This window comes from Emticicia agri, assembly GCF_004168285.1.
GTDB classification, from domain to species: Bacteria; Bacteroidota; Bacteroidia; order Cytophagales; family Spirosomataceae; genus Emticicia; species Emticicia agri.
Window position 1 is genome coordinate 33173 of sequence record NZ_SEWF01000009.1, and the last position, 17950, is coordinate 51122.

A 17950-nucleotide genomic window follows, 5' to 3' on the forward strand; every position below is an offset into this window, starting at 1 on the left:
GGAAAACAGAATTGAAATTGTTAATTACTCCTACTTACTCCATTCTTCGTGTTCCTTTCTCTGCTTTTAAAGACTTTACCAGATTTTATCTGTTAACAAAACACGTAGAAAGGAATATGTATTTCCTTGTTCCTTTCTACTTGTTCCTTTTTGCAACTATTCCGCTTTTAGCGATTTTACCGGATTGGTCAATGCGGCTTTAATTGACTGGAAGCCTACAGTAGCAAGGGCTACTGCTATAATTAGTACCCCAATGATGGCATAGAACCACCATTCGATGCTGATATGATAGGCAAAATCCTGTAGCCATTTTTCCATTAAATAGTAGGAGAGTGGGATAGCTACAATAAAAGCAATACCTACCAGTTTCAGAAAATCGCCTGAAAGCAAGACTGTAATGCTGGTTACCGAAGCTCCTAACACTTTGCGAATGCCAATTTCTTTGGTCCGTTGTTCTGCGGCAAAAGCTGCCAAACCAAATAAACCGAGACATGAAACAAAAATAGCAACCACAGCAAAGGCATTAAACAAAGTTGCGGTACGCTGTTCGCTCTTATAAAGTCTATCGTAGGTTTCATTTAAGAAATGGTATTCTAAAGGGCGGCTTGGCATAACTTCTATCCATAGTTTTTCAGCGGCTCTGACAGCTTCTTTTTCTTTGCCCTTTACAGGTTTTATATATACGCCACTGCGCCAGCCATCATCATTAAAAAGAACAAGCGGGCCTATTTTCTCATGCAGGCTCTTAAAGTGAAAATCTCGAACGATACCCACAATAACGCCTTTTCTCCCATGAAAATCAAAGCGCTGACCCAACGGTTTTTTGATACCGAATTTTTTAACGGCGGCCTCATTGAGTACTACATTATTCTTATCGGCAATATTATTTTCTTCAAACCAGCGACCACCTGTCATTTTTAAATCAAAAACTTTCTGGTAATTGTGCTCAACCGACAATTGTGCAACAGTCGGGTGGAAATCTTCGGGACGGCCATCCCAATCCAGACTACCACTATGTGTGCTACCAATATCAACAATATTCTGACTGGCATTGGTAATGGCTTCTATACTTGATTCAGTTAACAGACGACTTTTGATCGTATTAATATCTACTTTAGATTTAATATTCCAGGGAATCGTAAATTCAAACATATTGGCTTTTTCATAACCCAGATTAATGTTTCTGATAAATTTTATCTGCTGAAAAACCACTAAGGTCGCAATCAGGAAAACTGAAGAAACCACAAATTGCACAACTACCAATGTTTTACGAAAAGAACTATTGTTTGATTTCAGGATATTCAAGCCTCTTAAAGCCCTGATTGGTTGAAAAGAAGAAAGCAGTATAGCAGGGTAAATTCCGGTTAGCAGAATAGCTAATAACGTTGTACCCGACAATACCTGCCAAAGCGTAGCATTTGTCAGGCTCAGGGTAAAGTTTTTATCGGCTAAATCATTGAAAACCGGCAGTAAACCGTAGGCCAGGCATACGGCAATACCCAAGGCTAACAAACACATCAGCACTGACTCGACCATAAACTGAATAAACAATTGCGAGTACTCTGCTCCGATAATCTTTTTTACGCTTACTTCTTTTGCTCGTAGGCTTGCCCGTGCTGTAGCCAGATTTACATAATTAATGCAAGCCGTAACTAAAATAACAAAGGCTAAAACCAGGAAGATATAGGTAGTTCGGGCATCACCTCTTGGGGTATCATTAGAGCGCTGAATCCCATCTGTATGTATTGCGGCAATAGACTCGGTTTCAAGGGTAATGTCCTCATTAATTTCGCCTGTTTTTTCGTCTCTGCGGGCCAATTGCAGTATTAGTGTTACTTTCTGGTCTAATTTTGAGAGATTAGTGTTTGATTTTACGAGAATAAAAGTCTGGTAATTGAAATTACCCCAGTTACTGTCATTTTCAAAGGTTTTGGGGTTTGAAAGATGTGCGGCCATTGGCAACAGAAAGTCAAACTGAAAACTTGAATTGGTAGGAGTGTCTTTATAAACAGCCCTGACCATATAATCTAAAGTATCAATTCTGATAATCCGGCCACTTACGTTGGCTTCGCCAAACAATTGTAGCGCTTTTGACTCGGTAATTGCTAAACTTCTGGGATTTTTTACGAACTCACTAAAATTACCGTCCACCAATGGGTAATCAAATACCTCAAACCAGTTGTTATCTACACAGGCTACTTTCTTTTCAATAGATAGTTTATCACCTATTTTCATCGAAGCTCCGTTCCAGAATGGGCTTACTGTGCGTGTAACTTTCTCTATTTCGGGAAGTTGATTTAGTTGTTCGGCCAGAAGCATAGGTGTAGTTGACCAGTGCCAGGTTTCTTCTTTATTTACTTTGTTATGCGTGATGATTTGCCTGATTCTGTCAGATTTTTCGTGAAAAGTATCAAAACTTAGTTCATTCTGAACCCAAAGCAACATTAGTACGGCTACAGCCATACCCACAGCAAGACCACCAATATTGATGAGGGAAGAAACCCGGTTTTTGAAAAGGTTTCTAAAGGCGATTGTAAAGTAATTGCGTATCATAATTCTGAGTGGGATAAAGGACTTAGTTTGGGTTATAAAGGTATTTATGTATTGGCTAATCAATTCATGACTTTAAATACTGATAGCAGCTTGGGGTGGAATCGAATCCCACATCCGGTTGCGTAAAAGGCGAATCTCATCAAGGGTCCGATTCCCTAAAGCGGTTACCGAAAACAAACGCTTGCGTCGCCCGCCTCGTTCAGCAGTAGCATCGCCCATGTAGGAACTCAACATACTTTTTTCTTCTAAACGATGCAAGGCTGCGTGTACTGCACTGATACTTAGTAACCTGCCGGTTTGTTGTTCAATTTCTTCAGTGATAGCTACCCCGTAAGCATTATTGCCTAAGATGGCAACTGTCAATAAAACAATTTCTTCAAATTCCCCTAAATAGGTTCTTCGCATAAGAGTTTATGATGAATCTGGTTTAAATAATTGACGAAATAAGTGATGTGGGAGGAAAGAAACAAATTTAAACAAGATTCACGTCAGCATAGGTTGAACAAATGATATGCCAAGCCACAAAACGCATAAAAACCGACTTGTTTTAATGATTTTCAGGTTTTTACGTGTCCGATATCGTACAGTTGTCTTGTCCGATACCGTACAGGTTTTTGAGTATTTGAGCTGTCAATTTGCTATGAATTTTATTTGCGAATTTTGCAATTCAGATTAATTGTGGTACGATTGCTTATTGCTGTAAGGTTAGCATTTCGGCATCAGTTTTTTACCTGAACAAAAATTATGATTACTAAAAGAGATATTCGTTTTTTGCAACAAAGGGCTTTTCAAATCTATGTAAATGGGGGAGGGCAGGCAGAAGTAAAAACGATGATTGCCGAGGCAGGAGGCAATGCTGAAGAAATGGAAGAGTTTGCTGAAAAATTTAGAGATGATTTTGCGTTTTTTCAGACTGAAACCCTAAGAAAAGAGAAAAAGATGCCCCTTTGGGTTTATTGGCAGGGGCAATCATGATGTTTGGCGGAATACTGATAGCCGCAATATCCTATGTAGTTACAGAACAGATTGTTCTGATACTCTATGGTATTATTCTGTCTGGTGCGATAATCTTTTTCAGGGCATTCATCGCACAGAACAGAAGGAGTTAGCCCGACTTTACCTCACTGAATAATTACTTAATATCTCTTTTATGCCTTGCTGATAAGTAGTAGGTTTAAAATTAAAATACTTTTCGAACTTACTGCTATCAAAAAAATAAGTTCTATCGTACTGATAACGCATTTCGTAGATTTCTTTCAGAAAAGGGACAAAGAACCCTGCCAGTTTTACCATAAAAGCCGGAAATAGCTGATATTTTTCGCTTTTACCCATCTCTTTGGCGAATAACTGTATCCATTCTTCACCTGTCAGAGAATCCTGATGCGTTGGCAGATTCCAGATTTGATTATACGCTTCAGGAGTATTACCCAACATGGCAGTGGCTTTGCCTGCATCAGGAATATAAGTAAACGAATGTTTTACTTTGGCATTGAAGAACCATTGTGCTTTTTTGCCTTCTGCCATATTTTTGTGTACCAGTTCCATCAGTATGCTTCTGTCTTTTACTGCTCCATAAAAATCAGCAGCACGGGCAATGATGGCTTGTAGTTTTCTCTCCTTAATGGCATCTAATAGCATTTTATCGAGAGTGGCTCTGATTTCTCCTTTTTTACTAGTCGGGCTGAAAGGTGATTCTTCGGTAATATGTTTGACATTATCTCCGCCTATCATGTACACATTGTCAAAAAATACCAACTTGCTTTTGTTCTCAATACAGGCATCAATTACGTTCTGCATCAGCGCAGGCCACTGTTTTTGCCAGACACTTAATCTGTACTCAAACCCAACGGTAAGATAAACAATGGTTGACCCTTTGATGGCTTTGAAAACTTCTTCCCGATTGGTTAAATCGGCCGGAAAAAGTGTATCAGTTTCATTGATTTTTTTTGGATTTCTACTTACCAGACGAATGTCATTGGTATAATTTATCAGGTTTTTTGCGAGTTCAACGCCAATAGCACCATTGGCTCCAAGTATCGTTTGCATGATTGTCTTTTGTTTGTTTTTGATGTTACAAAATTCGGCAACAAAAGCATTCATGCGCTTGATAAATATCAAGAAATTGCCTTCCTTCTTATCCGGCTGAAGGTTTCGGGTGTCATACCCAACATAGAAGCAATGTATTGGAGAGGTACCTGATTAAATAATTCTTTGTTTTGCTGGAAGAAAAAATTGTATCGCTCCTCAGCAGTCATAGATAAATGACTAAAAATGCGGTCTTCTAAAATAGTAAAGCATCGGGCAAGAAATAGTTTTTCAAGCAGGTGCCACTTAACAATGGTCTTGCCCAATCTGTTATAGTCTTCTTTTTTAATGGTATAAAGTTCTACATCTGTCAGAGCCTGAATTGTCCATCGGGCAGGAGTATCAAAAATCAGGCTTGATAGGTCAGTAATGAAGTAACCTTTTGTTGAAATCCATTGAGTTATTTCTCTGTCAGCAGTACTTACATAAATCCGCATTAAACCTGACTTAATAAAACTTAGTTTCTCACAATACCTGCCCGTTCGGAGAAAGAAATCTCCTTTTTTCAAAGTCTGAGGTTTAAACATTGAACTGATGAACAGCAGGTCTTCCTGTTCAACTCCAAAATAGGAATTAATATATTGTTCGAGTTCTGTCATCAGTTATGTTCCAAATTTTTACTGAATAATAATACAGCCCGCCAAATTAAGAATAATATTTTATGTAGTTTTGAAAATCTAAAACTAATCACTCCTACCTATGAAACGTAGCGAATTTCTGAAAAACATTTCTTTAGCTACCCTCTTATTGGCCGATGGCAGTATAATACCTGCTTTTGGCTCAGAATCATTTGCCAGAAAAACGAGATTAAGATTTGTAGTGGCCTCTGATGGACATTACGGACAGGCAAAAACCGAATTTGAGCAATATTTTGCTACAGCGGTCAGTCAGATTAATCGGCAGCACGAGCAAGAAAAATTGGATTTATGTATTTTTAACGGAGATGTTATTCATGATAATCCTGACTTTCTGCTAGACTCAAAAAAAGCATTAGATAACCTTAAAATGCCTTATTATGTAACGCAGGGCAACCACGACAGAGTTTCGCCGGAGGTTTGGGAGCAAACATGGAAAATGCCCTTTGATTATGATGTGATTGTAAAAGATAATGCTTTTTTGTTTGGCACTACTTCTAATATCAAAGGTGAGTATCTATGCCCGAATGTGAGTTGGTTCAGAAATAAATTAGAAGAGCATAAGGATAAAAAGAACGTATTTATCTTTATTCATATTACCCCTGTAAAATGGACTGATAATGGCATTGATTGTATAGAGTTTCGTGATTTATTGAAGCAATACAAGAATGTAAGAGGGGTATTTAATGGGCATGACCACGACCAGGAAGGGGTAAAAATGAAAGATGGTATCCCATATTTGTTCGATTCACATATAGGGGGTAGCTGGGGTACAGCTTACAGAGGATTCAGGATAGTTGAATTGAAAAAAAATAATGATGTACTGACGTATCTGATGAACCCGATGGAGAAAATAAACGAAGCCACGATTTAACTTACTTCACGTGTTGTAAATAGGTTTCAGCAAATCTTTGTCCCATCAGGCGTTGACCCTCTGAATCAAAATGTATAAAATCACCCTTGTGTTTTAAATCACCCGTACTGATTAAATACGCTTGAGGGTCTGATGCTACATACTGTCTGAGTATCTCGTTAACCTTGTTCCATTCATCAGGAGATTTAGAGTAAGTGCCTAATTCGCCCATCAGAATCGGTAGTGTATAGTTACCCGCATAGCGTCTGAAAATGCCAAATAACTTTTTCAGATTCTCATGATATAAAGGAATGGCTTTTGCATTGGCATCACTTTCGCCCTGATGCCATAAAATTCCTTTTATTTCTCCTTTTGTTTTCGCAAACTCTATTTTCTGACGGAAATTTGTTAATAAGCGTACATTCCTATGTAAGGAGTCGCCAAGCCATTGTCTGGTTGAACTGCCGCCAACGGCTGTTGGAATTATCAGAATATCAATTGATTTATCAATTTTTTCTAATAGCGTTTCAGCAAATGATAAGCCACAATCAAGCCCTTTCAGATTGGGTTCATAGAAGTGAATCGGCTCTGAGGCTTTAATAATATGATAATCTTTATCAATCGTCAGGATTCTTTTATTGGTTACTGTATCTCCTACCTCAACTATTCCTCGTCCGGCCATATTCGATTGACCAGCCATAAGAAACACCCAGGTTTGTTTGTGTTTAGCTGTTTTACTACCTGCCATTTTGCCTGACTGACAGGCAAATAGCCCGATAAAAATGCAAAGAGCCAAGAGTATTTTTCTCATATTGTCTGGTTTATTTTTATTCGGTCAGCAAAATTAATTTTAAATATACTCTTACGGCAAAGAAGAGTAAAAACAAAAATTATCTACCCATGCAAATTGATTGGGTATGCTATTTTTAATTTTACTTTTTGGTGGTAATCACAATTACGCCATTGCCGCCTCTTGCCCCATAAACTGCCCCATTACCATATTTAATAGCACCTAATGTAGCAATTTCTCTTACGTTTATATTATTGAGTAAGGACATGATTGTATTAGGGTCATCAGTAAAATTGCCATCTATTGAAATGGCTGCCGGTTGCAAACCACCCTGAAAACTTGTTGAACTCCTGAAACCTATAAAATCTGATTTTACTGTTAAACCCGGAATCCGTCTTAGTAAATCGAATATGGTCAGGCCCATATCTGACTCATGGATTTTAACATTAAAATCGTTTGAGATAATTCCTGAGGGTTTTTCTTCCGGCACCTCAATCTGTGCCTTATTAAACTGAATGCCTGTATTAACAAACCGATTGGTGGTGTCAATGCCTAAAGGTTTAATAGTTAATGCTTCAACATTCTCAAAACTAATTCTATTGAGGCTTTCATTATCAAGCGTAAAATCATTGGGTAAGCTACCTGAAATACCTTCATTATCCCAGAAATCTCTCAATTCAGCGTTCTGATAATTAGTAATTGTTCCATCTTTGGCAAATTCAAGATAAAAATTTGGCAGCACAATTTGCGAACGCTTATAAGGATAATCTTTAAAAGTAAGCCTTAAAGCTTCGGTTCTTTTGGTTAAGAATACTAATAAAGGAAACTCTGAATGTAAATAAAAATGATTAGTTATTGCGTCAAATTTACACAATTCAGCTGCTTTTACGGCTACTAATGAGCTATCCTCTAATTGTGATTTTACTGTTACGTAAGCATCATAAATGTCAAGTATTTTTCTCATTTTAAATACCACAAAACCATTTTCCTCTAACTTATTCTGGCTTAATGAAATCAGAAAATACTTTAAACTTTCCTGATAGATTTTAAGTTGGTTCTTTTTCCAGAGCAATTGTTGTTTTTCGTCGATTGGAGTCAATTTTTCAAAAAACCTATCTCCTTTAATTGTACTTTCTTTGCCGTCGTGTTCAAACTGATCCAATTGGTAAGTCATTACATAACCCAAAGCATTATTGGTAACAATTAGAGGTTTATTGGCTTTTGCTGTTAGTTTTTTTGATTCGTCATAGTCAAAACTGACTACTTCAGGCTTAGCAATTACACAATTATCAGGAAATTGTGTTTTGCCCATTAATTCATTTGGGTCACCTAACAAAGCTTTAGAAAAGATTTTCCAGTTTTTCTGAAAGTCTTTATCTTTTTCGTTGGATACCGCATAGTTATCAGGTTTCAAAATGATTTCATGTGTACTTAAATTCTCTTTGGCATTGATGGCCTCTTTGACCAAATAAAATTTCGGATGATAGGTTAATAATTCGAGGTGCTGTAAGGTTATAGGCACTTTTAACGTAAATCTTCCTTCTTTATTAGTTTTTACCCCATTTTCGGTTTGATTGATGAATACATCTGCGGCCTCAACCTGAAATCCATTTGCATCAGTTACTTTGCCATAAATAAACCAGAATTTAGATTCATTCTCGGTATAGAGACTTGCGATAGCTTCCTGCGATGGGTTTTCTGATAGAGTGCTTTCATCTTGATAATCATCTGGTAAAATACTTGAAAAGCCCTCATTTCCCCAATAATCTCTTAATATCATTCCATTAGGTTTGGTTACCCAACCATTAGGCGTAAATTCTATCGGGCCATTTCCTAAAACAATCTGTGAAAATTTATAGGGGTAGTCAGTAAACAAAGGTCTTTGGTTAAACTGATTAAGCAAGAAAACGATTAATGGCTTATCCAGATAAAGAGTGAATCGCTTGGTAAGGCTGTCATAGCTGCAAATGGCATCCTGCGTACATTTGAATAGTAACTCCTCTTTTAGTTCTCTTGCCACACTTGTTCTACCTAAGTATGAGTCTTTTATTTGCGCTTCTTTGAATACCTCAAAGCCGTTCTGCCCTAATTTACTTTGGCTAAGCGAAACGAGAAAATTTCTGAATGAGTCGTGGTAAGCTCTTTTCCTGAATTTCCTCCATCTGTTTTCCTGCTTTTCATCTTTGGGTTTAAGGTTTTCAAAAAATTTATCTCCGGCAAAAAAAGTCAGTTGGCCATTTGAAATAAAATTTTCCATCTGAAACATAATCTTATAACCTAAACCATTATTCTGAATAAAAATAGGTTCATTAGCAGTTGCCACTACATTTTTATCTTTATCGTACTCCAACTTGATAGCTTCCGGATTCATTATCTCACAATCTGCTGTAAATTGCGAATTACCTAATAAGCCATCTTTAAATATTCTCCATTTTTTCTTCCAGTCTTTATCTCGTTTAGCCGTAATTTTTACCTCTTTCAACATGGTAGAACTCTCCAATAAAAACACAATGGTTTTGTTCATTTCATTGGGTGCTAATACTTTTTTAACAGTATTATAACCAATAAATGAAACTACCAATTCAATCTTCTGAATACTCTTAGAAACCTTTAAGGTAAAACTACCGTCGGCTTTGGTAGCGGTGCCAATAGAAGTATTATTTACATACACATTCACAAATTCAAGCGGAGTTCTATTCATTTCTAAAACCTTGCCTTTGATATGCCATGCGTTATCTTGTGCAAAGATTAAATGTGGTAAAAAAATGAATATCAAGTAAAGTAGTCGCCATTTCATCATGAGAGCGTTGATATTTGAAATGTCTAATTTTTTACGAATATATTTCAAATATAGTCATTTCATGGTTTCCCGGAATCACCCTTTGCTTTTCTTTTTCCTATGGTCGCTTTTTTACTACTCTTTGGCGTAATTTTCCATGCCTTCTGCCGTTTTTTCGATGAGTTTTGTAGCATAAATGAAACATTTATTGCTATGAAAAAACCATTGATACTTTTTGTATTACTTACTTGTTCCCTTTCAATCTGCGCACAGGAGTTAACCGTAATCGACTCAACCAATAGCATCACAATTTTGCCCAAGAGCATACGGGCAAGCCGTACTTCATTGGTAACCAATCATAATACCGCCATTGGAACCGGGGCATTATTTGGCAATAATTCAGGCAACTATAATACTGCCATCGGGTTTAATGCGGGCTTTAATTCTGTTGGTAATGGCAATGTATTTATCGGATACAATGCGGGTCATAGTTATTTTGCCAATGATCTGTTAATTATCAGAGGTAGAGATAGCAATTATGGGTTGATTGCAGGAAGTTTTGCCAACAAAACAGTCGGGATTAATACCGATTCTCCGACAGCCAATCTGCATGTTACCAGTTTTTCTGAATCAACTACTTTCAGAATTACCAATTCTGTGGTAACAAGTACAGCAGGGCTTAGTCTGGATTTAAGTGGTCAGAATGCTTATATCCTCAATGGTCAGCCTTTAGGGCTTTTAAGTTTAGGGGCTAATAATCATAGTGTTATGCACTTTACTCCCGCAGGGAAAATAGGTATAAATACAACTGCCCCCGTAGGTAATCTGGATATTCATTCAGACGTTATCACGCCTGCCAGTGCTTCTTTCAGATTATTTAATAACAGTAGTATCGACAGAGGCTTTTACTTGAATCTGGTTAATAATGACACTTACCTTATTAATCAGATTACCGGGGGAAATATGAATTTTTATACAGAGGGGCTTCAACGAATGACCATCAGTAGTAATGGTAAAATTGGAATCGGCACTTTCAGTCCGGCTTCGAGATTAGATATCAGATACAATTCAGATTTAACAGATGCGCAGTTACAGCTTTTTGAGGATGAATTTGACTATGCCCGATTGAGATTCAAAAATATATACTCAAGTACTACTAATCAGCATTGGGACATAGCAGCAACCGTTGATGAACTTGCAGCTTCTACAGCAGGAGACCAGTTGAATTTTTACCTGAATGGGAGAGGAGATATTTTTCAGATTAGAGGAAATGGTTCGGCTTGCTTGAATGGAAATCTGGTTACCACCGGAGCGGCTTGTACTTCTGATATCCGTTACAAAAAGAATTTCAAAAATCTTACCAATAGCCTTGATAAGGTTTCCCGTATGCAAGGGCTTTACTATTTCTGGAAAACCGATGAATTTAAAGAAAAAGGGTTTACTACCGACCGCCAGATAGGATTTATTGCACAGGAAGTTGAACAGCTTTTTCCGGAATTGGTTTCTACCGATGCGAAAGGTTATAAATCGGTTGATTATGCTCGCCTGACTCCTGTTCTGGTAGAGGCCATTAAGGAACTGAAAGAAAGAAATGATTTATTGGAACAAAAATTGAATAGAATTGAAAAACTGCTTTCTGAAAATACACTACAAGCAAAAAAATGATATGAAATCAGGAATCTTAACACTGCTGGTCTTTTTAATCACTTATTCTCTGTCAGCACAAACCATTCCGGCTTTTCCGGGTGCCGAGGGATTCGGGGCATCTGCTACAGGCGGACGGGGTGGACAGGTTATTTATGTAACCAATCTTAATTGTAGTGGCCCCGGCTCTTTAGCGGCTGCATTGCAGGTGGTAGGCAAAAAATATATTCTCTTTAAGGTAAGCGGCGTAATACCCTGTGCGGCAGAGGTATTCAGGGGCGATGTGTATATTGCAGGTCAGACCTCACCCAGTGGTGTGGTTGTGCGTGGCATTATCTTAGACGAAATCTATGAAACCAATACCAACTCTAAAAATGTCATTATCAGACATTTGCGGTCAAGACCTAAATTAGGCACAAACCTGCCTAATCAGGGTTATATATTAGATGATGCGTTGCGATTGGATGGAGCTTCGAATGTAATTGTTGACCATTGTTCGTTTGCCAATGCAGTAGATGAGTCGGTACAGATTTCAAATTCTCATAATATCACTATTCAGAATTGCCAGTTGGCTGAAACATTGGGAGAACATTATCCTTTGGGGGGAATGTTGATGAATTACAGTGAAGCCGGACACGAGCAGGATAATATCAGTATTCATCATAATGTATGGAACAGGATAGGGGGCAGAATGCCGGAGTTCTCCTGTGAATCGCCTCATTGCCGAAACAGAACTTTAAATTTTGAGGTATCTGATAATCTTTTCTGGGACCAGCAGATTCAGACCTGGTACAATCCGTGTACTGCTGGTGGTGATGGTTGCCGGGATTTTCACCTGAATCTTAATTTTGTGAATAACCGAACAGTCGCACGAAACAGTTATACGGGGCCATTAGCTTCGGCTGAGATATTAGGTAATGCCAGTAACCGACTATTTGCCAATGGCAATACCATGAATCAGTACCCCACTTTAGCAGATTATCAGTTGTTTTATTGTTGCAATGATTTTAATACCAATGCGCCTAATACAAATCTGGGCTCAGCTACCCGTTTAACGACCCGTCATAACTTTCCTACCATCAGCTATACGGCTTCTAATGAGTTAGTAACCTATGCCGTTGAAAATGTAGGAGCATTTCCAAGAGACCCGATGGACAGGCGCTTAATGACACCACTCAAAAACAATGTTATTGATTCAAACCCCATCAACGGAACAGATTATTATAATGATGCCTTTCAGGTTGATGCGGCTCAAAGTGCCCCTATTGATACGGACAATGACGGCATGCCTAACGATTGGGAAACAGCCAATGGTCTGAATCCTGCTGTACAAGACCACAATGGTACCCAGCTATCGAAGAAATTTACAGGTATAGAGGGTTATACAAACCTTGAATGTTACCTGAACGAATTATCAGATAAAATTGTAGGAAAAAAAAATATCGTCGTTGAGCCGGGCGGAGGTACTTCTATTACCGGATTAGAGTTGAATGCCGATGAAAGAATTGTGGTAACGATTTCGCCAAATCCTACCGAAGCAGGAATTACTATTAAATTGAACGGAGAGGTAAGTCATACCTGGCGGTTTGAAATGATTGATTCAATGGGGCGTGTGCTGGTACAGGAAAATAACCTTAATGAATCAACCCTGAGTTTTTTTGTACCAAGATTAATTCCAAGCGGGACATATTTCGTAAAAATATATCTGCAGGAGGGTGTTTTAGAAAAGAAGATAATAGTGATTAAATAATTGGGTGTATTCAGAAGAGGATTAGGGTTACTAATCCTCCTTTTTGTTTTATTAAAATAAATCAAAAAAAACTTGGAAATGTCATATTAATATTTTATATTTATTGCATATAATTAAATGGTGATACAGTAAGAACTCGTCTATCATTATTTTCACCGAATGAAACGGCCGCCGTCGCGGTCGGTGTCTAAAATAACAAAGGAACAATTTTAGTATGCAATGCGGACTTAAGTCCGCTTATATAAATAAAAAGTACCTTTGTTATCTTAGACGGCGACTTCAGTCGCTGATACTTAAAGGTTTAAATTGAAATGTTAGACAAGTTCTAAAAGAAAGTTTTCTCGGATAAAATTTTTTAGACTCTTAAAATTTTTCTAATTATGAAAACGAATTTGTTATCGCTAATGCTGCTTTCAGCAATTGCTTATGCCTGCCAGACAGCCAATTCCTCTCCAACGGGGTTCAATGACCTCGAAACAGAAAAAAAAGAAATCATGGCTGTAATTCAAACCGAAACTGATTGTTTTTTCAAGCGGGATTATAATTGTTGGCAAAACCAATTTTCTCACTCTGATTACGCTTATCAGGCCTGGAGTAACGCCGATGGAACTTTTGATGCCAGTGTAGGCTGGGAAAACATCAATAAGAACCTGGGTAAATTTATTAAGGAAAACCCCACTGAAAAAGAGGAGGCAGGCAATAGCCATCCCGTAGTTAAACGTGAAAACATCCGTTATAAATTCTACGGCAATAATGCTGCACATCTTACATGGGACCAGTATAACAGCGACCGTGACCAGAAATACTTTTTGCAAAGCAAAGAAGTAAGGCTGATGGAAAAAATAAACGGTCAATGGAAAATTGTAAACGTTTCAGCTTTCTGGAATTATAAAAATAAAATTCCGTTAGCGCAGAATCAATGATAGTTGACTTGTAAGAAAGGCTTCGGAAGGAGCCTTTTTCATTTAAAGACCTAAACGCTTGCCAACAGACTTTTTTTCTGAATCTGGAACTAAAACAAAATCAAAAACATTGTCTATTAAATCAGTAGATTATTGATTGCTATTCAATATTATTCATCTTAAAAATATAAAGCTTATGTCATTAAGATTAGGAGATATCGCACCTGACTTTACAGCAGAAACCACACAAGGTACTATCCATTTTCATGAGTGGCTCGGAAATTCATGGGGTTTATTATTTTCACATCCCGCAGACTTTACTCCGGTTTGTACAACAGAATTAGGAAAGACCGCGCTTTTGAAAGGTGAATTTGAAAAAAGAAATGTAAAAGTTATCGCTGTGTCAGTAGATGATTTAGATTCTCATAACAGATGGGTGCCGGATATTCAGGAAGTAAATGGCGTTGAAGTAAACTTCCCGATTATTGCAGATGGAGACCGTACAGTAGCTACGTTATACGATATGATTCATCCGAATGCGTCCGAAAAAGCAACTGTAAGATCAGTATTTGTAATAGGGCCGGATAAAAAAATAAAATTAACTCTTACTTATCCTGCTTCAACAGGTCGTAATTTCCAGGAGATTTTGAGAGTGATAGACTCGTTGCAATTAACGGCTAACTATCAGGTTGCTACTCCAGCCGACTGGAAAGATGGCGATGATACGATAGTAGTACCTGCTGTATCTACAGAAGACGCAATCAATAAGTTTCCTAAAGGTGTAAATGTGGTAAAGCCTTACCTGAGATATACACCACAGCCTAATAAATAAGATTTGTAACAATAGATTTTTCAGAGAAAACCGGAGGCAAAAACCTCCGGTTTTTATTTTTTGATTATTTTTGCACAATATTTGCGTTGTAAGTAGCATTAGAATAATCGAAAAGATTTCGCTATTGCGTCTAATGAGAAAAAAGAAAAAGAACCTGACACGGCCAACCAATCAGCAAAAACCATTGGTAAAGCGGATATTCAATCTGAAGACTTTATATGCCTTTATTATGATTGCGCTTATCATTCTTTATCCTGTTTATGTGAGCGATGGTCAGAAATGGACTTATGTCGATAGCTTTGGTATAAAAGTGCCTTTGCGCTATACCATTCATGGCATTGATGTATCGCACCACAATAAAAAAATCGACTGGCATAAAGTAAAAAATAGTAATGATAATGTGGGGGTAAGTTTTTGCTTCATCAAGGCAACGGAGGGAACTGATTTGAAAGACCAGGATTTTCAGAATAACTGGCGAGAAGCGAAAAAGGTTGGTTTAATGCGGGGTGCTTATCATTTTTATGTACCCTGGGCGGACCCTGTTCTTCAGGCGAAAAACTTTATCGCTTCTGTGTCGCTTAGTGAAGGAGACTTTGTTCCGGTGGTTGATTTTGAAGTACAGGGGCTCAATAAAAAAGTAAGACAGAATCTGGTTGCCAATGTAAACACTTTTATTGAGCATCTGAAAAACCATTATGGCGTTGACCCTATTATTTACACCAACAAACATATTTATCGGCAATACATTAAAGGTAATTTCGACCATTATCCGCTTTGGATTTCTGATTATGACAGCAGAAAATTAGAGGGATTTGAAAATTCGAACCTGATGTTGTGGCAACATAGCACTAACGGACGCCTTGATGGTATCAGTGGAGACGTAGATTTTAATGTTTTTGTAGCTTCTAAAAGCCATTTAGCCGATATTTGTGTTAAATAAGACTTATTCCTACCCCCAACAGGGAAATATATACTAATCAAATCAAGACCTCCATTGGGGACGGAGGTATTCATGCTATGCTACCTACTACAAATTTTACTCAGACTACAGCATTTAAAAAACTCAAGAGTCATCATAAAACCATTAGCAAAAAACAGTTGAAAGACCTTTTTGCAGAGGACAAAAATCGCTTTAAGAAGTATTCACTGAAATTCAATGATATTTTAATTGATTATTCAAAAAACAATATCAATGGCCGCACAATGGGCTATCTGATTGAACTGGCGCAGGAATGTAATCTTTCTAATGCCATCGCACAGATGTTTTCAGGGGCAAAAATTAATCAGACAGAAAACCGTGCCGTATTGCATACCGCACTTCGTAACCGAAGCAATAGTGCGATATTGGTTGACGGGAATGATGTAATGCCAGAAGTAAATGAAGTATTGGCTAAAATGAAAGATTTTTCTGAAAGAGTGAATAAAGGCTCCTGGAAAGGCTATACCAATAAGAATATTACTGATATTGTGAATATAGGTATCGGTGGCTCAGACCTCGGCCCTGTAATGGCAACCGAAGCATTGAAACCCTATGCCAAAAAACTGAAAGTGCATTTTGTTTCAAATGTGGATGGCACTCATATTGCCGAAACGCTGAAGAATCTTTCGCCGGAAACTACCTTATTTATGATTGCCTCAAAAACTTTTACTACACAAGAGACGATGGCTAATGCTCATTCGGCTCGTAGCTGGTTTTTGACAACTGCTAGTGATGAAGCATTTGTGAAAAAACATTTTGTGGCTATTTCTACCAACCAGAAAGAAGTAGAGAAATTTGGTATAGACCCGGTTAATATGTTCGGATTCTGGGATTGGGTAGGAGGGAGATACTCTTTATGGTCGGCCATTGGTCTTTCTATCGCATGTTATATCGGTTTTGAAAATTTTGAGGCATTGCTGACGGGTGCGCATGAAATGGATATACATTTCCGAAATACACCTTTTCAGAAAAATGCGCCGGTTATATTGGCTTTGCTGGGTATTTGGTATAACAATTTTTATGGAGCCGAATCGCACGCTATTTTACCTTACGACCAGTATATGCACCGTTTTGCCGCTTATTTCCAACAGGGAGATATGGAGTCGAACGGTAAATATGTGGACAGAAAAGGGAATCAGGTTGATTATCAGACAGGCCCAATTATCTGGGGTGAACCGGGTACTAATGGTCAGCATGCGTTTTATCAGTTGATACACCAGGGAACCAAACTGATACCTGCCGATTTTATTGCTCCGGCTATATCGCATAACCCACTGGGTGAGCATCATAAAATGCTGTTGTCTAACTTCTTTGCACAAACAGAAGCTTTAATGAATGGAAAATCATTAGAAGAAGTTACGAAAGAATTAGCCGGAAAATCGCAGGAGGAAATTGATAAAATTGCTCCCTATAAAGTTTTCCTGGGTAATAAGCCTACCAATTCTATTCTTCTCAGGAAAATTACTCCTAAAACATTAGGAAGTCTGATTGCTCTCTATGAGCACAAGATTTTTGTACAGGGAGTTATCTGGAATATCTTCAGTTTTGACCAGTGGGGTGTTGAACTTGGTAAACAATTAGCTAATAAAATTTATCCCGAATTGCAAGGTGATACCCCTGTTACATCGCATGATACTTCAACTAATGGCTTAATTAACCAATATAAAAAGTGGAGAAAATAAGCTATTTTGTTGTAACCTATTGTAAATCAATAGGTTATATTTTTGTTTTATATTTTCATTATTTTTTGAAAAAATAATTTTAATAGAAATTATAAAAAAAAATAGCGTTTACATTTGGAAATATCAAATGCGTATTTTACTTTAGCATCAGAATTAAAAAATAAGCTTTCCTAATTAAATTAAAAAATGGTTAAACCGCACACAAAGGTAGGCCATGGCGAGAACGCAAGTTCAAACTCAAACCCAACGTAAAGTTATCAACTGTATGGGAGATGCAATCTGTGTCTCCCATTTACAGTAACAGTGAATCTAAAAATGGACTTACGTGCTTTTAGAAATATTGTTTATTTGAATTTACTACTGGGTTGTTGGCTAAACAGTAATTCTTTTGCATCAGGCATAAACCCATACAGCCCGGTAGTTCCAAACGAGGTTAAATTTGCGAATGTTACCTTTCAGCTCAACG

14 protein-coding genes are annotated in these 17950 nt (G+C 37.6%); 8 read left to right on the plus strand and 6 right to left on the minus strand.

The window, feature by feature from the left end:
* Window positions 1–156: 156 nt before the first annotated feature.
* Entirely contained in the window at window positions 157–2553 is a 2397-nt protein-coding gene (locus tag EWM59_RS07840) for an ABC transporter permease (protein WP_130020404.1), read from the minus strand.
* A gap of 72 nt (window positions 2554–2625) precedes the next feature.
* A complete protein-coding gene (locus EWM59_RS07845; protein ID WP_130020405.1) occupies window positions 2626–2958 on the minus strand; it encodes a PadR family transcriptional regulator in 333 nt (110 codons plus the stop codon).
* Between the two features lie 339 nt (window positions 2959–3297).
* On the opposite strand from EWM59_RS07845, the gene EWM59_RS07850 reads away from it, so the two are divergent.
* The gene (locus EWM59_RS07850) at window positions 3298–3528 is read left to right on the plus strand and encodes a hypothetical protein (RefSeq protein WP_130020406.1); all 231 of its coding nucleotides are present in this window, start codon (window positions 3298–3300) and stop codon (window positions 3526–3528) included.
* A 141-nt stretch (window positions 3529–3669) separates the two neighbouring features.
* Here the strand turns inward: EWM59_RS07850 and EWM59_RS07855 are convergent, their stop codons facing one another.
* A complete protein-coding gene (locus EWM59_RS07855) occupies window positions 3670–4599 on the minus strand; it encodes an NAD-dependent epimerase/dehydratase family protein (RefSeq protein ID WP_130020407.1) in 930 nt (309 codons plus the stop codon).
* 68 nt (window positions 4600–4667) lie between these two features.
* Window positions 4668–5237 carry a Crp/Fnr family transcriptional regulator gene (locus EWM59_RS07860; RefSeq protein ID WP_130020408.1) on the minus strand — a complete coding sequence of 190 codons (570 nt, stop codon included), beginning with the start codon at window positions 5235–5237 and terminating at the stop codon, window positions 4668–4670.
* Between the two features lie 100 nt (window positions 5238–5337).
* Between EWM59_RS07860 and EWM59_RS07865 the strand changes: the two genes are divergently transcribed.
* Entirely contained in the window at window positions 5338–6147 is an 810-nt protein-coding gene (locus EWM59_RS07865) for a metallophosphoesterase family protein (RefSeq protein ID WP_130020409.1), read from the plus strand.
* A 1-nt stretch (window position 6148) separates the two neighbouring features.
* Here EWM59_RS07865 and EWM59_RS07870 read toward each other — a convergent pair whose 3' ends face one another.
* On the minus strand, window positions 6149–6937 hold the full coding sequence (locus EWM59_RS07870; protein WP_130020410.1) for a sialate O-acetylesterase: 789 nt from the start codon (window positions 6935–6937) through the stop codon (window positions 6149–6151).
* Window positions 6938–7058: 121 nt separating this feature from the next.
* Window positions 7059–9716 (minus strand): carboxypeptidase-like regulatory domain-containing protein, encoded by a 2658-nt coding sequence (locus EWM59_RS07875; RefSeq protein WP_130020411.1) that lies wholly within the window; start codon window positions 9714–9716, stop codon window positions 7059–7061.
* Between the two features lie 192 nt (window positions 9717–9908).
* Between EWM59_RS07875 and EWM59_RS07880 the strand changes: the two genes are divergently transcribed.
* The 6 genes from EWM59_RS07880 (at window position 9909) to pgi (ending at window position 17484) form a co-directional block, all read left to right on the plus strand.
* Window positions 9909–11360 (plus strand): tail fiber domain-containing protein, encoded by a 1452-nt coding sequence (locus EWM59_RS07880; RefSeq protein ID WP_165372137.1) that lies wholly within the window; start codon window positions 9909–9911, stop codon window positions 11358–11360.
* Between the two features lies 1 nt (window position 11361).
* On the plus strand, window positions 11362–13089 hold the full coding sequence (locus EWM59_RS07885; protein WP_130020413.1) for a T9SS type A sorting domain-containing protein: 1728 nt from the start codon (window positions 11362–11364) through the stop codon (window positions 13087–13089).
* Window positions 13090–13469: 380 nt separating this feature from the next.
* Window positions 13470–14012, plus strand: a complete 543-nt coding sequence (locus EWM59_RS07890; RefSeq protein WP_130020414.1) for a hypothetical protein — start codon at window positions 13470–13472, stop codon at window positions 14010–14012.
* Between the two features lie 175 nt (window positions 14013–14187).
* Window positions 14188–14823 (plus strand): peroxiredoxin, encoded by a 636-nt coding sequence (locus EWM59_RS07895; protein ID WP_130020415.1) that lies wholly within the window; start codon window positions 14188–14190, stop codon window positions 14821–14823.
* A gap of 133 nt (window positions 14824–14956) precedes the next feature.
* The gene (locus tag EWM59_RS07900; protein WP_130020416.1) at window positions 14957–15763 is read left to right on the plus strand and encodes a glycoside hydrolase family 25 protein; all 807 of its coding nucleotides are present in this window, start codon (window positions 14957–14959) and stop codon (window positions 15761–15763) included.
* 77 nt (window positions 15764–15840) lie between these two features.
* The gene (gene pgi / locus EWM59_RS07905; protein ID WP_130020417.1) at window positions 15841–17484 is read left to right on the plus strand and encodes a glucose-6-phosphate isomerase; all 1644 of its coding nucleotides are present in this window, start codon (window positions 15841–15843) and stop codon (window positions 17482–17484) included.
* Window positions 17485–17950 lie beyond the last annotated feature (466 nt).

Excerpts from the sequence above, each read along its gene's own strand:
- EWM59_RS07840 (WP_130020404.1), bottom strand. The coding sequence starts at position 2,553 with ATGATACGCAATTACTTTACAATCGCCTTTAGAAACCTTTTCAAAAAC.
- EWM59_RS07845 (WP_130020405.1), bottom strand. The coding sequence starts at position 2,958 with ATGCGAAGAACCTATTTAGGGGAATTTGAAGAAATTGTTTTATTGACA.
- EWM59_RS07850 (WP_130020406.1), top strand. The coding sequence starts at position 3,298 with ATGATTACTAAAAGAGATATTCGTTTTTTGCAACAAAGGGCTTTTCAA.
- EWM59_RS07855 (WP_130020407.1), bottom strand. The coding sequence starts at position 4,599 with ATGCAAACGATACTTGGAGCCAATGGTGCTATTGGCGTTGAACTCGCA.
- EWM59_RS07860 (WP_130020408.1), bottom strand. The coding sequence starts at position 5,237 with ATGACAGAACTCGAACAATATATTAATTCCTATTTTGGAGTTGAACAG.
- EWM59_RS07865 (WP_130020409.1), top strand. The coding sequence starts at position 5,338 with ATGAAACGTAGCGAATTTCTGAAAAACATTTCTTTAGCTACCCTCTTA.
- EWM59_RS07870 (WP_130020410.1), bottom strand. The coding sequence starts at position 6,937 with ATGAGAAAAATACTCTTGGCTCTTTGCATTTTTATCGGGCTATTTGCC.
- EWM59_RS07875 (WP_130020411.1), bottom strand. The coding sequence starts at position 9,716 with ATGATGAAATGGCGACTACTTTACTTGATATTCATTTTTTTACCACAT.
- EWM59_RS07880 (WP_165372137.1), top strand. The coding sequence starts at position 9,909 with ATGAAAAAACCATTGATACTTTTTGTATTACTTACTTGTTCCCTTTCA.
- EWM59_RS07885 (WP_130020413.1), top strand. The coding sequence starts at position 11,362 with ATGAAATCAGGAATCTTAACACTGCTGGTCTTTTTAATCACTTATTCT.
- EWM59_RS07890 (WP_130020414.1), top strand. The coding sequence starts at position 13,470 with ATGAAAACGAATTTGTTATCGCTAATGCTGCTTTCAGCAATTGCTTAT.
- EWM59_RS07895 (WP_130020415.1), top strand. The coding sequence starts at position 14,188 with ATGTCATTAAGATTAGGAGATATCGCACCTGACTTTACAGCAGAAACC.
- EWM59_RS07900 (WP_130020416.1), top strand. The coding sequence starts at position 14,957 with ATGAGAAAAAAGAAAAAGAACCTGACACGGCCAACCAATCAGCAAAAA.
- pgi (WP_130020417.1), top strand. The coding sequence starts at position 15,841 with ATGCTACCTACTACAAATTTTACTCAGACTACAGCATTTAAAAAACTC.